Origin of the sequence: Psychrobacter sp. TWP2-1-2 (genome assembly GCF_049896785.1) — a bacterium.
GTDB lineage: Bacteria > Pseudomonadota > Gammaproteobacteria > Pseudomonadales > Moraxellaceae > Psychrobacter.
On sequence record NZ_JAFCVA010000026.1, the window covers coordinates 1 to 14,311 of the forward strand.

17 protein-coding genes and 1 pseudogene are annotated in these 14,311 nt (G+C 37.2%); 8 read left to right on the plus strand and 10 right to left on the minus strand.

Annotated features, from left to right (window positions below):
* Both ACP7AE_RS13605 and ACP7AE_RS13610 read left to right on the plus strand, forming a co-directional pair.
* A partial coding sequence (locus tag ACP7AE_RS13605) for a hypothetical protein (RefSeq protein WP_426243712.1) occupies positions 1-759 on the plus strand: 759 nt, incomplete at its 5' end.
* 373 nt (positions 760-1,132) lie between these two features.
* Complete coding sequence (locus tag ACP7AE_RS13610; RefSeq protein WP_426243714.1) at positions 1,133-2,062, plus strand: replication initiation protein; 930 nt, start codon at positions 1,133-1,135, stop codon at positions 2,060-2,062.
* Positions 2,063-2,085: 23 nt separating this feature from the next.
* Here ACP7AE_RS13610 and ACP7AE_RS13615 read toward each other — a convergent pair whose 3' ends face one another.
* A complete protein-coding gene (locus tag ACP7AE_RS13615) occupies positions 2,086-2,592 on the minus strand; it encodes a plasmid replication DNA-binding protein (protein WP_426243716.1) in 507 nt (168 codons plus the stop codon).
* A gap of 297 nt (positions 2,593-2,889) precedes the next feature.
* Here ACP7AE_RS13615 and ACP7AE_RS13620 point away from each other — a divergent pair.
* Positions 2,890-2,940 (plus strand): annotated as a pseudogene (locus tag ACP7AE_RS13620) (IS3 family transposase); the annotation flags it as partial.
* A gap of 80 nt (positions 2,941-3,020) precedes the next feature.
* On the opposite strand, the gene mscL reads toward ACP7AE_RS13620, so the two are convergent.
* Both mscL and ACP7AE_RS13630 read right to left on the minus strand, forming a co-directional pair.
* The gene (gene mscL, locus ACP7AE_RS13625; protein WP_201625140.1) at positions 3,021-3,467 is read right to left on the minus strand and encodes a large conductance mechanosensitive channel protein MscL; all 447 of its coding nucleotides are present in this window, start codon (positions 3,465-3,467) and stop codon (positions 3,021-3,023) included.
* 531 nt (positions 3,468-3,998) lie between these two features.
* A complete protein-coding gene (locus ACP7AE_RS13630; protein WP_426243718.1) occupies positions 3,999-4,427 on the minus strand; it encodes a hypothetical protein in 429 nt (142 codons plus the stop codon).
* A gap of 524 nt (positions 4,428-4,951) precedes the next feature.
* Here ACP7AE_RS13630 and ACP7AE_RS13635 point away from each other — a divergent pair.
* Positions 4,952-5,320, plus strand: a complete 369-nt coding sequence (locus tag ACP7AE_RS13635; RefSeq protein WP_426243720.1) for a hypothetical protein — start codon at positions 4,952-4,954, stop codon at positions 5,318-5,320.
* 534 nt (positions 5,321-5,854) lie between these two features.
* On the opposite strand, the gene ACP7AE_RS13640 is transcribed toward ACP7AE_RS13635, so the two are convergent.
* The 3 genes from ACP7AE_RS13640 to ACP7AE_RS13650 all read right to left on the minus strand — a co-directional run bounded on the left by ACP7AE_RS13640 (position 5,855) and on the right by ACP7AE_RS13650 (position 7,832).
* Positions 5,855-6,169 (minus strand): hypothetical protein, encoded by a 315-nt coding sequence (locus ACP7AE_RS13640; protein ID WP_426243722.1) that lies wholly within the window; start codon positions 6,167-6,169, stop codon positions 5,855-5,857.
* 220 nt (positions 6,170-6,389) lie between these two features.
* Positions 6,390-6,980: a recombinase family protein gene (locus ACP7AE_RS13645; protein WP_426243724.1), complete on the minus strand. Its 591-nt coding sequence runs from the start codon at positions 6,978-6,980 to the stop codon at positions 6,390-6,392.
* Between the two features lie 345 nt (positions 6,981-7,325).
* Complete coding sequence (locus ACP7AE_RS13650; RefSeq protein WP_426243726.1) at positions 7,326-7,832, minus strand: hypothetical protein; 507 nt, start codon at positions 7,830-7,832, stop codon at positions 7,326-7,328.
* A 381-nt stretch (positions 7,833-8,213) separates the two neighbouring features.
* Here ACP7AE_RS13650 and ACP7AE_RS13655 point away from each other — a divergent pair, with 381 nt between their 5' ends.
* Together ACP7AE_RS13655 and ACP7AE_RS13660 are read left to right on the plus strand one after the other, a co-directional pair.
* Entirely contained in the window at positions 8,214-8,690 is a 477-nt protein-coding gene (locus ACP7AE_RS13655; RefSeq protein WP_227522865.1) for a CinA family protein, read from the plus strand.
* A gap of 134 nt (positions 8,691-8,824) precedes the next feature.
* Positions 8,825-9,091 (plus strand): hypothetical protein, encoded by a 267-nt coding sequence (locus ACP7AE_RS13660; protein ID WP_305935604.1) that lies wholly within the window; start codon positions 8,825-8,827, stop codon positions 9,089-9,091.
* A 194-nt stretch (positions 9,092-9,285) separates the two neighbouring features.
* Here the strand turns inward: ACP7AE_RS13660 and ACP7AE_RS13665 are convergent, their stop codons facing one another.
* Positions 9,286-9,567 (minus strand): CsbD family protein, encoded by a 282-nt coding sequence (locus ACP7AE_RS13665; RefSeq protein ID WP_413501051.1) that lies wholly within the window; start codon positions 9,565-9,567, stop codon positions 9,286-9,288.
* 502 nt (positions 9,568-10,069) lie between these two features.
* Positions 10,070-10,708 (minus strand): tetratricopeptide repeat protein, encoded by a 639-nt coding sequence (locus ACP7AE_RS13670; protein ID WP_011954796.1) that lies wholly within the window; start codon positions 10,706-10,708, stop codon positions 10,070-10,072.
* A 546-nt stretch (positions 10,709-11,254) separates the two neighbouring features.
* Here ACP7AE_RS13670 and ACP7AE_RS13675 point away from each other — a divergent pair.
* Positions 11,255-11,461, plus strand: coding sequence for a DUF7336 domain-containing protein (locus tag ACP7AE_RS13675; RefSeq protein ID WP_426243729.1), 207 nt, complete (start codon positions 11,255-11,257; stop codon positions 11,459-11,461).
* Positions 11,462-11,549: 88 nt separating this feature from the next.
* Here the strand turns inward: ACP7AE_RS13675 and ACP7AE_RS13680 are convergent, their stop codons facing one another.
* Both ACP7AE_RS13680 and ACP7AE_RS13685 read right to left on the minus strand, forming a co-directional pair.
* A complete protein-coding gene (locus ACP7AE_RS13680; RefSeq protein ID WP_305935607.1) occupies positions 11,550-11,819 on the minus strand; it encodes a hypothetical protein in 270 nt (89 codons plus the stop codon).
* A gap of 503 nt (positions 11,820-12,322) precedes the next feature.
* Positions 12,323-12,841: a hypothetical protein gene (locus ACP7AE_RS13685; RefSeq protein WP_198331092.1), complete on the minus strand. Its 519-nt coding sequence runs from the start codon at positions 12,839-12,841 to the stop codon at positions 12,323-12,325.
* A gap of 288 nt (positions 12,842-13,129) precedes the next feature.
* Here ACP7AE_RS13685 and ACP7AE_RS13690 point away from each other — a divergent pair.
* Positions 13,130-14,311 (plus strand): MobA/MobL family protein (locus ACP7AE_RS13690; protein WP_426243732.1); only part of this gene is annotated, 1,182 nt, incomplete at its 3' end.

Consider the following 14,311-nt stretch of genomic DNA (forward strand, 5'->3'; position numbering starts at 1 on the left):
GCTGAACGTATGAAGCTGCACCTAGCGATGCGCTTGATACAACGTCATGGTGAGGCGATGGCTATCAGATGGGAGCAAGGAGAAACCGCGGCTGACGCCCCTGATAAATTTGATCAGCGTCAAGTGGCGCAACTTAGCGAGTTTGCACAGCGCCATGGTATTGAGGACCACGATAAAGCCGTGGAATTTACCGCGCACTTACGCCAAGTGGCCAAACGTTTTGATTACACGCTGGTTGAAAACAACAAAGCCATTATCAAGCTGTTGCGTGATCCTAACGCTGAACGTGAGCAGTATCTAGCGCTTACCAAACATTTTACAGATTTCAGAGACAGTATCGATCAAAAACGAGCGGAATTTAATAGCAGTATCATCGACAAGTTAGGTGGTAGCGCAGGAGAGGTTGGCAGAATGACTCGGGACATCATCTCATCGTCTAGCTACATAGAAGGGTTAAACCATTACATCAATAATGATAGTCATTCAGTTGAGGCAAGAGACGTTGCCAAAGAATATTTAGCAGATACCTTGGATAAAACCTGTCAGCAATTCAAACTTGCGTTGCGTGATGTTAACTCTTTACCACCAACCCAGCGTAAAACCTACTCAGAGGCCCTTAAAGCTACTTTAAAGACGTTTACTGAGCAATATGGCAAAGAGCTGTCTGAAAGCCAACACAAAGCCTTACAGGGTGGTTTAGAGTCCTATCATCATCAAGTGAGTAGAACTAATACACCTAGCCGAGGATTTAGTCCTTAATCTAATCCTTAAAAAAACGATTACTGAGGGATAAATTGCTTAGCCAAGCTATGTTGTTTAAGTGATGATTTTTCATTTATCCACAAAAAATTTTATCACCCGTTTCTTTAAAGGTTTTTATTTGATCCTGTTTACTCCTGTTTACTCCTGTTTAAGAGCCTTTTTTCTTCTTTATAATCAATAGCTTACAAATAGAAAAAAGAGTAAATGAGCCAAAAAAAGAGTAAATGAGCCAAAAAAAGAGTAAATGAGCCAAAAAAAGAGTAAATGAGCCAAAAAAAGAGTTATTTAAAGATAGCTATTTATTTTACTATTTTTATGGTAGTTTATCTCATATGGAATTACAATAAACGTAGAAATAGTGAAATATAAAATGGAAAATAATTTAGTCGTACAGTCAAATGATTTAGTTCTTGCTACTTATACGATGACAACAAAAGAAAAAGAGCTTTTATTAACTTGTATTAGTCAAATTGATAGCCGACCTGATGCGCCAAATATCAGTAAACAAACCAAATTTACTATTACTGCTGATGAGATAAAAAGGCTTTTTTATCGTGATAGCAACGCAAAAAATATCTATCGTGATATTGAGCAAGCTAGTAACCGCTTGTTTGAAAGGGAAGTGATCATCGCACTGCCAGACAATGAAGTACTGCGTACACGCTTTGTTAGTAGTCTTTTATTTAGCCCAAATACAGGGAAAATTACGCTAACTTTTGCAGAAGATATATTGCCGTATTTGACACAATTGAAAGCAAATTTTACTAAATATAAGTTGTTAGAGATCAGTGAGCTATCAAGCATACACTCAATACGCTTATATGAATTAATAGTGTGTTGGATTGGACAGTATCAATACAGTAAGGCATATGAGCTTGAAGATTTTAAATATGTCATGGGTATACAAGGTAAATACAAGCAATTTAGTGAACTTCGGAAATATGTGATTGATAAAGCATTAGAGGAGATTAACGAAAGTACAAATTATAAAGTTAGTGTGGAATATAAAAAAAAGAGTAGAGGCAAAGGCTACGAAGGTCTAACGCTCAAATTCCATCGGAAAACACTTGATAAATTAACCAATGAAGATGGCACCCTGTCACAAGCTACCATACAGTCTATTGTTGATAACGTGCAGTTTATGAATGACTATAACAACCATCCAAGCCTAAGTTATGACGGCAAAATGCAGACTGACGCATTTAAGCGCGAAATGATTAATATCATACAGCGAGAGCCTGAAAGCTTTAACAAGCCCAATAAGGCTTTAGAGAGCTATCTACCAAAGATTAAACACTAATTTTTTTCTAACACCCGTTATAGTCAAAAGAACCACCGTTTTTTCTTCTTAGCCGTCGCGACGACTGAATCGTCTTTTTTTTCTTGCTCTGGTTCAAATGGCGGCTCATCGCTCATTTCAGCTTGCTTAAACTCTAACAGTCTCACTTGTGCGAAATCTTGGATACTGGCGTTGGCTTTATCCAGTGTTTTGTTCAATTGTCCTATCTGCTGCTGATAATTTTCTATTAACTTCTTTTGATCACTCACTTGTTGGCTGAGATGTTCATTCTTGAGCTTTTCAAGCGCTAATAGGTGTTCAATGTCCGTATTGTACTGAACACTTTGACTGTTCAGAGGTGTACTTTGAACAGTGTCCACTGAACGTTCAGTACGTTTTTTAGAAATTGGCTCACCAAACACGCGCAACATTTCTGAAACGTCTATTTTCTTATCTGCTGTTCTGGAAAGCTCACCGTCATTGACTTTCTGATAGATCGTCGTTCTTGATACACCCCATTCTTTTGCTGCTTTTGTCACGGATATGTTCATTGTTCACCTAGTGTTCAAGTACGTTTTTAAAGACTGTACAGTACAACTGTCCAGAACGTTCAGTGAACAACTATGGCACTAACCCGTCTATCAGGCAAATTATAAATAAACTGCTGTGTAAATCAGACGTTTAGTTATATAGCACTCACTTTATTGAACAAATATAGGGTATTATTAATGCTTGAAAGCAGTGTTTTGGGTATTAAAGAAAGAAGGTTCTATGAAAAAAGTTATTCTAAGTATGGCGTTATCTCTCTTTGGCTTATCTGCTCAGGCAGCAGTTATTGTCACTGATAGAAACTAAAAGGACTGAGTCCTGTGCAGTACAGGACTCAGTCCTTGGGGTAAACTAAACCGTCCAATATTTGGGGGTCAGTTCAGATGGGCTCCTTTTTTCATTCTATTAGAGCATCTCAGGTTAGACTCTCTTATTTAGTAACATTCGTATTGCTAAGCTTAGCGCTAATCTCACGAAGTAACTGCACTTCTTCTGAAGGTTTTTCTGTCACTTCTTCCTTTACTTCATCTGCACGACGTAATCTATTGACCATCTTCACCATCATGAAAATGATGAATGCTAAAATCAGGAAGTTAATAAGTACCGTAATAAAGCTACCATAAGCTAATACAGGAACACCTGCTTCTTTCAAGGCGTCATAGGTCATAGCAATACCTTCAGGCACATCGCCTAATATCACAAACATATTCTTGAAGTTGATTTCACCGCCAGCAATAAAGGCGACGATTGGCATCATGATGTCCTCGACTAACGATGTTGTGATGGTTCCAAATGCACCACCTATAATGACACCGACAGCTAAGTCCATTACATTACCTTTTAAAGCAAACTCTTTAAACTCAGATACCATACTCATAATTTCTCTCCTAAAAATTTTTGTCTGTAAGTAGATCGGCGTGTAAATATACGATTGAAAACTGGATACATTGATAATGATCGAACAGCACAGTATTTTAATAAATTCTGTTTGGTTATATATAAAACACAACACAAAAAAAGCTAGATAGAACGAGATATTTTCTACTCATCCTATCTAGCTAGATATAACACTTAATGCTAATACAGAAGATAATAATTAAGGTGTATTGAACATTCACAATTTGAACCAAAGATAAACGCGAGCCACTGTATTCTCATAGCTCTAATTTAACTTATCAAATCTTGTAGCAACAACTGTTCTATAGTTTTTATTTTAGCAGAATTCTATGCAATTATGGTCGTTTCTTCTCTCTAGAGCCTATTTAAGCGTCTTCTAAGCCTTAACTAGCGTAATCAGATATAACTGTTTCAGATGGTCTAACAAGACTATAAGACTTATAAGATTTACGAAGCAGCAGCAGAACAAAAAATAAAGAAGATTAAAGATGAGTTTGGAAGATAGGTATACCTATCGACCCCACCTAAGGTATATCAACCACCTTATGATTAAATGAGTCAATAGAATCAGACCTGTCGTAACTGGTAAAAAAAGAGAGCTTTGAACTACTGCTTGTGCCGCAATCAATTCGACCTCTTTCATATTAACTGCATACCAATTAATCGGATAAAAAATCTCACTAATCAGAAAAACTATCGCAAAAGGTAAGGCAAATAGTAAGCCATAGATAGCCGTATATTGATAAGACGACGGAGATAATTTATCAATGACACAATACACTATCGAGACTAAGGCTTGATACAGCGCTGTAAAGATTAGTGCCAATTGCCACCACCCTTTAACGTCAACGTTACTAGCGATTGTCACTTCATAAATTAAATACACAATATAAATAATCATATACGGTGTAAAAATCATCATAAATTTTTTAAGTGGCATGGATTAATCCAAGTTATGTAGTGACTTTTTAGTTTAACCTTTTCCGCACAGATCATGAATATAGTAAGTACACCATGAAGTACATTGTGACTATTTCAGCGAGTTAAAACGTTGATGCCATTAGCTCACAGCTTAGCGTTCAAGTCCTCACTCGGGAGCCGTATCTTCAGTATCTTATGAATATCTTTATTGACAATGATTATCACTAACATTACTATTCAATACCTTAAATAAACATACGTTTATTTATATAAAATAAAGTAGTATTTTTGCTGAATTATAAGGGTTTCATGAAATATTATCTAAAAAGAGCATTGTCCGTAATCTTACTTCTAATGCTCTTTATGGGGATCGTTTATTTAGACTATAAGTTGACGGGGAAAATATTACTTGATTCATTTTATGCTATAGGACTTATGGGATTTGTTATCTGTCTAGGTATAGAGTTATTTACAGGTCGTAACAATTCGCGAAAATCATAGAATGGCATTAGTATTTTTTATATTAAATATATAGGATTTTTGATGCAGAAATTTATCCTAGATTACCCAAAAGGAAGTTACCGCAAGCTTTTTATTGTGGCTTTAATCCTAAGTTTTGGTTTTTTCATACACTCTTTGATAGATAGGGATATACAGAACATTTTAATATGGCTAGGAGTATTTTTAGCAGCTTTGAAGCAAGTTGTCATACCTATAGATCTAGATCAAAAAATATCTTTATCGAAAAAAAGGCACTATATAAGTGATGATGATTTTATAAGTCATTACAACAGTAGTTCTATTATTCATAATGACAATAAGGGTAAAAATTGGCATAAATGGATAATTTTGGGTAATGATATTTCGTCCCTTTTGTTTATTGCTGTAATACTGTATAGCCTATTTGGTTAACTGAATCGTGCTTAGTAAGCCATAAAAAAACTATTAGAGAGTACTAATATGATGAAAGAATTAATACCTACCGCTTATTTCTTAGGTATATTACTTATTTTAAATATTTTCAGTTTTTTATTTTATAAATATACCAATTTAGTCAAACCTAAATATCTGTATTGGTATTTCTTTGTAGTCTCTATGGTCATCTCAACCATCATACGCCAATTATGGTTTTAGCTATCACCAGTTAATGACTGGCGATAGCTAAAACTGGACACTCCGAGTAGTCTGTTTAAACGTGCTCAGCTTCTAACTTGGTTACTATATCCCTAAAAACTTCCTCAAAATGCTCGTTGTCAGTACATCGTTTGAATGCGTTACCATTCCAAAACCCTAAATGAAATATGATTGTAAGTCGCTTTTTATCCGCAATTATCCGTCTTATTTCCGATAAGTTAATAATTTCATCGTCTACAACTATAAAACTTGGCATCTAAATCTCTTTCTGTGGTTTTTATTAATAATAGGTAGCTATAAACCTTACGTGCTCTATTTGGTTTCAATATCAGAGTCGGGCAGGGGTGTACGAATAATAAGGCGATAGATATCAAAACATAGAGTCCAGAAAAACCAAAGCAATATAGCAGCACATGAACCCAAGCCGATAACACCAGTGCTTATTCTAATACCAGCATCCAGACCCCCATTCCAAATATGAGGTGCAATAGGTGGACCCATCGTTGCAACAAACGCCAAAAAAAAACCTAACATTACTATGAATCCTGTAATTGTAAGGCGTATCACTATTACCAATACATTATCAACCCACGTATCATTCTTCTTATGCTCTAGAAACTTAAACATGACCATCCTTTTTTTGGCTACTTAACTTTCTATATATTACATTAAGCTAAAGGCGCTAGGTGTGAGTGTGGATCGAGAAACGCTTTGGAATACTGAGCTATGCTGAGGAAACCGTATAAATAAACTTAGTAAACTAACGACTCGATGAGGAGTTTGCCATGACTAAGAAAAAGCAAAGCTATAGTACGGAAGTTAAAGTGTAGGTCAATCCTGGGGCGGTCTAGCTCTCTTTTATCACCCGATAAACGGTAGCTACCCCAACGCCAACCGCCTTAGCAATTTCCTCTTTTGTCATATTATTTTGACTGGCCAATTCTCTAATACGATTGTGTTTCGTTGTATTAGGCTTCTTACCAGTAGGTTTATAGCCACTATTCGCCAATCCCTGCTTGATACGCTCTCTACGCTTGTCGTTATCAAGCTTTGCCATCGTTGCTAACAAGTCGATCAGCATATGGTTAATCACTGTTAGGATCTCACCTGTCATGCCCTTACTTACCGTATGCGTGGTTGGTAGATCAGCTACCACCAATCGTAAGCCTTTATCTTTGATACGCTGCTTTAAGATCGCAAAATCATCTTGAGATAGCCGGCTTAATCTATCCACGCTTTCAACCAGCAGAATATCGCCTTCTTCAGCATCATTGAGTAACAGAGTGAGTGCTGGTCTATCAAGCTTCGTACCACTGAAATGCTCAACGTACTCAACATGGTTATCATCATAGCTTTGGCTAAAGCTAATCAAGTCAGATAGGGCTCTCTTAGCGTCTTGATCTTTAGTGCTGGCTCTCACATAAATACGAACGGTCATAACGCCACCTCTATTACTTAGACTCAATAATTAATGTCTATTGATAATAGCAAGATATTACTATCATTTAATAATAGAAACAAGTCTAATGATAGACAAATTATCGTTTAGAGGATTTATGTTTTAGGTATAGGTTAACGATAGGAAAAAAGCACAGCAACCAGTCCTATAATTCTAAAGTCTGTTATAGATGGTTCCATATTAACAGTCTATTTTGAGTAGTCTGTTAATATGTTTGAAGGGTAAAATAACTGGTTTCCTTGGGGTATACCCAATCGAACCATTTGACTATGTTGATTAATCGTTAGGCTTGAGCCTAAACAGTCGCTAATGATTTCGGTGTATTTATAAATATACTGTGATTGCTGTAACAATATGATCTGGATATTCAGCAGAATAAGGTAATAGATAATTTGTAGTAACATACACTCCTTCTAGTATATCTTCTGATTCCAACGGATTTGGCTTTAGGTAATGAGTATCTCCATGGCCATAGTAAAAATCAAATCCAAGTTCGTATTTCAGTAGATCAAGCCTATCCCCTATTTTAAATTTTTTTAACAAATACCCTGAATATTTGCTCATTACATGTATGCCAGTTAATATGGACTCATCTCCACTGAACTCTAAAACTATATTATTATCCCAGTAGCAATAAATCTCATTTATATGTATACCACCTATAGTCATCTCATCTCTATGGAAAAAAAACCATAAATTATGAGTTGATAGCACATCACATTCTTCCTTCGTAGGTTTATAAATATGTTCTGTGCTTTTTTTAAAGTAGTCAAAACTTATCCCTAACTTTATACCAGCAGCCTGAATACCTGGAACAATATCTGCGTCCATTACTGGTTCTATCTTTATCATTGAATTGCCCATTGACTGTTTTGATCTCTGCTAACGATTTCGTAGTTATTAATATACATACAATACTAGCAGTTCGATGCCTGTATAGCGCACCGATCACAGATAGAATATGTATGTTAGGTACACTACGAAGTACACTGTGACTATTTCCGTAAGTTGAAACCTTGATAACATTAGCCTATAGCCGAAGATTCAAGTCCTCACTAGGGTACCGAACCAAGAAAAGAGCTTGAGTGGCTCGCTATAAGTAGGCTTAATTAAAAAATACTGTTACGTAAATTCATCACTACATGAATTGAATCTTAAATAGGATCGTACTGTAATAGTCTTGATTGTTCTAATGCTAATATGGAGGGCGTTGTGACTGATAGCTGTGCTAAGTTGTTGGCAGATAAGCAATTGACTATAGTCTTCATTGAAAGCGCGACCGCGGGCTATCTAGCACATCGCTTTTCTATGAGTCCTTATTCAGGCGATATATTAATGGGCGGCTTGGTATGCTATGACGTTGCGATAAAAAAGAACGTGTTAAATATATCGAGCCAATTAATTGCTGAGTGTACACCTGAATCCTTAGAAGTCACCCAAGAACTGGTTAATAAGTCTAAGACCATGTTTGAAGCCGACTTATATGTGGCTTGTACAGGACTATTAACGTCTGGAGGCTCTGAAACTAAGGATAAGCCTGTCGGTACGTTTTTTTATTGCATTGGTTATAAAGATGAGCTGTATGATTTTCGCAGTATCTGTCAAGGCGCCCCTGAGCAAAAGCTACGCAGCATCAATAGTCTTATTTGTAAGAGTATTATAGAGGTTGTAAATCGCCATACTGACTAATTTAAAATCTTATTATTTAGGGCTTTAGCCCATCCTCTATGTTTTTTGTTGCTAGAAACTATAATAAGGATATTAAAATGAAAACATCAGTACCTATTAAATCGCTTCAAAATAAACTATGGATAGTATTTTTGGTGAGTTTCTTTGGTCTCAGCGCTTGCAGCAGTGAGACAGAAGAGCCGGCTCCTAATACAGAATCTAGCGAAATGACACCTGTGCAAACAGCGACCGAGGCTGACGATCAAACCCCTGCTCCTACAGAGGAGGTAGAAGGTGCAGGTGGTACAGCATACTATTCTAGTAATGGGAGTGTAGAAAATGACCAAAAGACGGATGATACGGTTACTGTTAATGAAAATAACTCGAACTTAGATCAAACACCGGCAGATGGATTGCAGTAAGTATGAGAAAGCGCGCAATCCATTAAGTATTAATATAAATAGCTCACCGCCATGTGTTCAAGTTTAACTAAGAAACCGTACTTATTAAGCGTCTCATCTTTACTTACATCATTAGCAGAATTGACTAAAAAAGCCCGTGACCATAATCACGGGCTTTTTACATTTTTAGGGTCTAATTATTAAACACTCAATCATCAATAGTTGTTTTGTGTACGCCACTCATCTACATCACGTTCAGCGTCTTCTTTTGAATGACCATAACGCTCTTGGACACGTCCAACCAGTTTGTCACGGTCACCTTCGATATGAGTGAGATCATCATCTGTTAAATCTCCCCATTTTTGTTTTACTGAACCTTTGAGTTGGTTCCATTCGCCTTTTAGGGTTTGATTGTTCATATCGTTATCATCCATTTTTTGATTGTTTTTGTACTGCTCATCCATACTTTGTTCGTTCAAATCTTGATTGTTCATCATGGCTTTCCTTTTCTATTTATGCGTTTTTAAGTCAACGCATCTATATCAAGAACAAGCTCATCCATCTTTTATTTTTTTTATTGATGGATAGGCTATCAGCAATTATTAAGCTGACATATCTAATATAGAGATACACATTTGGACTGTCTGTACAACGAATGTTTAAAATATTGCTGAGCTATTATTAAGTCTACCAATTTGTTATGACGGTATAAGTTATGATTCGGACCAGACTGTTAGTCATAATAAAAGTTTTCAATTGAAAAAGACTATAAAATTGGCTCTAGTGTCAGAGCTGGGAGACGCTCTTACTAAACCACCCCAAGTTTCCTGAGACTTAACATTCTGAGAGGGTATAAAAAAGCCCTTTCGTTAAATCGTATAATGGGCGTTATGGTGAATGACGTTGGATAGAAATATTGGGTTTCATTGATTCCCTATACAGACATCGAACTGTAGGTTATAACCCTAATTTTTGAGGAGGTATTTAGATTTCAGATATCTATTTTTGATAAAGTCTTCGATACTCAGCACAGGCAAACGGATATCCATTGCTGCAAGACTTTTGATACCATTCTAGCGCTTTGTTTTTATCCTGCTGTATATTGATACCCTTCTCATAGAATACTGCCAGCCCTGATTGAGCCATTGGAAGATCCTGCAAAGCTGCCTTGCGCGTCCACTCAAAAGCCTTCGTATCACTTTGGGTTGTACCTTTACCTTTAAGGTACATATCTCCAATTTTTGATTGGTATAAGTCAATACCGTCATTGGCTAAGTTTTGATATAACTCAAACGCTTTAGCATCGTTTTGATCTACGCCTTGACCCTTCTCATACATCAATGCCAGCATCCCCTGCATTTCTTTATGTCCATGGTTAGCTGCTTGTTGTAACCAATAAAATGCTTTTGAATAATCTTGAGGAACGCCTCTACCATAGTAGTATATAAGCCCTAATTCCGCTTGGCTTGAAGCATCTCCTAGATTAGCTTGTAATGTGAGATTTTCAAAATCCTTCTCAACATCAGATTTTACGGTTGGAACATTGTTTTGAGTGCTCTCCCTCTGAGTATCAATAACTTTAGTACACCCTGTCAGCATAATACACGTCAGCAAAAATACTGCTAGTCTCTTTTTCATGACTGCTTGTCCTTTTAGTTAATCAAGGTAACACTAACCTTTTTTAACTGACCTTGAGTGTGGAAATATCGTAACTATTACTAATACAATGCCAGCTACAACTAAAATTAATGGACTCAATTGCAGAATATGAACTGAACCAAATATAAGAAAATACATACAAACTGCTATAACCTGAAAATCGTAAGTATGGTCTTTAAAGAATTTAAATATAATAATTAAAAGAAGCGCTATACCTACTATAAGGAAGAAAGTTCCATCAAGAAACATGTCTTTCATAAAAAAATAATAGATCACAGCAAATATGATATAAATGCCTAAACCAATTTTTCTATGAATTGAGTTTTTCTGTGTGGACTTAGTATTTTCTAATTCATCTCTCATAAAGCTATTAACCCCTATCACCTAACATAAAAATATAAATTAACAATTTTTACTATTGTTGGAACACGTTAGATCCTTATATAGGAAACCAAACCAGTAAGAGGGCCTGAGTGGTCCCTTATAGGTATAGTTGATAACCGTTATTTTTTATGGAGGCTTGTAATGACCACCGTTGTATATCTTCTTGAACATACAGTTAAAGGCTTAGAGGATAGTACTAAAATGCTAGGTATCTACAGTAAGAGAGAAGAAGCAGAAAATGCGATAAATTTTCTTAGTAATAAACCAGGTTTCAGGGACTCATTAGACGATTTTTTAATCGATGAGTATGAGATTGATAAAATCTGTTGGTCTAGTGGTTTCGGCTAATGGCCCTGATATAAGCTATCCTACTGTAACTATGAGAATACAGTAGGATTTAAATGGACTGCTTTATCGCACCGTATATTCTTCTAATTTAGAATATTACGGTCATACCGATAGCAGTGATAGTTGATATAAGAAAAGAACCAACTACTAACCATTGTGGGACATTCTTGTCTCTTTTGAAAAAAACATATTTAACGATGGAGACAACTAAAAAAATCAAAATCGCAGGTAATACAACTCCATCCCTAGTTATTATCTTATCGAAAACTAACATCAAAGCTACGAATAAAATAATATAAGCAAAGGCTACGGAGGATGCTAAACCTAGAGGATCTAATACATCTGTCTTTTTACCCATGTTAAAACACCTATCCTTAAATATGGTTGTACTGTGAGATAGTAGCGTCATAGGACACCGATCACAGATAGAATATTTATGGTAAGTACACCATGAAGTGCACTGTGGCTATTTAGCGTTCAAGTCCTCACTAGGGAACCATACTCAGTATGTAAAGCATTGATAGATAACTGAATGTTGTTTGATGGGCTCGATAAGTGTACTTGGCGTGAGTAATTCGATGGTTTTTGGCACCACATAACACTTAGTGTATATTGATTGAATAACCATAAAAATAAAAGGGGTCAGCATTGAATAATAAACGTTTTATCTTGAGGTCACTTGGTGTTTGCGGTTTAATTTTCGTTTTGTCTACGATGGTTGCTGCTAGGTTTTTTTAGTATGGTGACTGAATATTTAGTTTACTTCCTATACTAGAACCAAACTGTAGGCTGTACGTCCAGTGTTTATGGTCTTTCTTGTTTGCTAGATGATTCCTTTAACAGCACTTTTAACATCATTACCTATTGCCCACGCAAATCTGGATTATTTACACCAGTAGCATAACTATTATCATCTAGCAGCGAATCCTGTTCCCCATAATTAGCCATAGAGTCAGATTGCGTTTGGTGACTACTGCTAGGTTGATTGCTTTCAACACCTATGTTTTGATCAATAGCCTCTTGATTATTTTCTTTTGCGTTGGCTGCAAATGAATCTTCTTCCTCACCCAAGCCCATATCGCCACCCAAACTTTCAATCATACTTTTAAACAATTCTTTATCCGATTTTCTCGTTAAAAAATCTGGAAAATGAATCGCAAAGTACTCTCGAATCATCTGCTCACTCTCACCATCAGTTGCCAACACCTGACCCAAAAACGCACCCATTAAAATCTTCTGCTTGTTCAGGCGTTTCTCTAACTTTACTTGCTGAACCTTAGCTTGGCGTTTTAACTCTTCTAACCGTTGACGTTCTTTTAGCTCATTAGAGTCTTGACTATCAAAAATAGACACAGGCGCTTTATTATTAGATACTGACATCAGATTTATCCTTATCAATTAAATTTTACTCAGCATAGCAAGTACCCCACTATCATTCAATCACTTGTGATAAGCTTTAACACAACCACATCCGAACCCTAAAATATTTTATTTTATTATTTAATGGTGACGTCCCCCTGACTAAGGGCGAAGTAACGACTCAAAATTTAATCTATCCACTTCGTTACTATTCTTAATTTTGAATCCTTCTTCGTTGGGGAAACCCCAAACCCCGCACACCACAAAAAGCGGTGGTGTGCAAAAAGCAAAAATAGCAGGTGGCTCTTTATGATGATGGTACATATCGCGACAAAGGCAATTTCTCGAAAAGCAGGGCAGTCGGCTGTGGCGTGTGCCGCCTATCGTGCTGGCGATGTGCTTGATGATGCCAAATATGGCAAGACCCATGACTATAGTAAAAAGTCTGGGGTGATGAGCAGCGATATCGTTTTGCCGTTTTCATTAAAAGCGCTAGGTGTGAGTGTGGATCGGGAGACGCTTTGGAATACCGCTGAAGCGGCAGAGACACGTTCGGACAGTCGGGTGGCGCGTGAGTGGCTGATTAATTTGCCGTATGAGTTAGACGAGTATGATCGGCATCAGCTGGCCATAAACTTTGCCCAAAAGCTTTGCGACGATATGGATGTGATTGCGGATGTGTGTATCCATCGTCCGGTGATGAAGTTGCCTTTTGATCCTAATGTACCGCCAAGTTCTAAGTATTTGCGTGAGGGTGAGGAAAACCCTGATCCCCGTAATTTTCACGCGCATATTTTAGTCACTACTCGAGCGCCTACCATTGGACCAAATAAAACCTTGGCATTTGATCCAAAGCTTAAGACCCCGTTTGAGTGGTCCAATAAAAAACGTAAGGCGCATGATCTGCCGTCATCGATGCAGGAGATTAAGCGTATTCGGGAGATGTGGGTAGATACCGCCAATAAGGTATTGGCCGAATATCATCTACCGCTGATGGATGCGCGCAGTTACAAGGATCAGGGGCTTGATCAGCAGCCCACCATTAAAATGGGAGTAGAGGCGACGGCAATGGAGCGCCGAGGCATCACGACCGAAAAAGGTAATACCAACCGCGCCATCAAAGCACGTAATAACTTGGTGGCTGAGAACCATATCAAACAGGAGGCAGACAATGAGCGACGAATTAGCGCACTTAGAAAAGGACTTGCTTGGGCAACTAAGAAAAATGCAAGACTACCTGGCAGCATTGGAGGCACAAAACAGCGAGCTGATTTTGCAAAACAACTCTCTGGAAGCTCAGAACCTCACATTACGTACTGCACAGAACAAAATAATAGAACGGCAATTCGAGTTGACGACACAAAACGATGCGTTGAAGAGGCAAAATCAGGCATTGCTTGGGCAGCTAAACGATGCGAAAACCTACCAAAGCGATGTGATGACACAAAACAAGCAATTGAGGGAATCACTGAAGCTATCGGAAAGTCAGAT

What these genes read in the sequence shown, in the direction of transcription:
- ACP7AE_RS13680 (WP_305935607.1), bottom strand. Translation starts at nt 11,819, where the DNA reads ATGGGTAAAAAGACAGATGTATTAGATCCTCTAGGTTTAGCATCCTCC.
- ACP7AE_RS13645 (WP_426243724.1), bottom strand. Translation starts at nt 6,980, where the DNA reads ATGACCGTTCGTATTTATGTGAGAGCCAGCACTAAAGATCAAGACGCT.
- ACP7AE_RS13610 (WP_426243714.1), top strand. Translation starts at nt 1,133, where the DNA reads ATGGAAAATAATTTAGTCGTACAGTCAAATGATTTAGTTCTTGCTACT.
- ACP7AE_RS13670 (WP_011954796.1), bottom strand. Translation starts at nt 10,708, where the DNA reads ATGAAAAAGAGACTAGCAGTATTTTTGCTGACGTGTATTATGCTGACA.
- ACP7AE_RS13635 (WP_426243720.1), top strand. Translation starts at nt 4,952, where the DNA reads ATGCAGAAATTTATCCTAGATTACCCAAAAGGAAGTTACCGCAAGCTT.
- ACP7AE_RS13640 (WP_426243722.1), bottom strand. Translation starts at nt 6,169, where the DNA reads ATGTTTAAGTTTCTAGAGCATAAGAAGAATGATACGTGGGTTGATAAT.
- ACP7AE_RS13675 (WP_426243729.1), top strand. Translation starts at nt 11,255, where the DNA reads ATGACCACCGTTGTATATCTTCTTGAACATACAGTTAAAGGCTTAGAG.
- ACP7AE_RS13665 (WP_413501051.1), bottom strand. Translation starts at nt 9,567, where the DNA reads ATGATGAACAATCAAGATTTGAACGAACAAAGTATGGATGAGCAGTAC.
- ACP7AE_RS13650 (WP_426243726.1), bottom strand. Translation starts at nt 7,832, where the DNA reads ATGGACGCAGATATTGTTCCAGGTATTCAGGCTGCTGGTATAAAGTTA.
- ACP7AE_RS13685 (WP_198331092.1), bottom strand. Translation starts at nt 12,841, where the DNA reads ATGTCAGTATCTAATAATAAAGCGCCTGTGTCTATTTTTGATAGTCAA.
- mscL (WP_201625140.1), bottom strand. Translation starts at nt 3,467, where the DNA reads ATGAGTATGGTATCTGAGTTTAAAGAGTTTGCTTTAAAAGGTAATGTA.
- ACP7AE_RS13615 (WP_426243716.1), bottom strand. Translation starts at nt 2,592, where the DNA reads ATGAACATATCCGTGACAAAAGCAGCAAAAGAATGGGGTGTATCAAGA.
- ACP7AE_RS13630 (WP_426243718.1), bottom strand. Translation starts at nt 4,427, where the DNA reads ATGCCACTTAAAAAATTTATGATGATTTTTACACCGTATATGATTATT.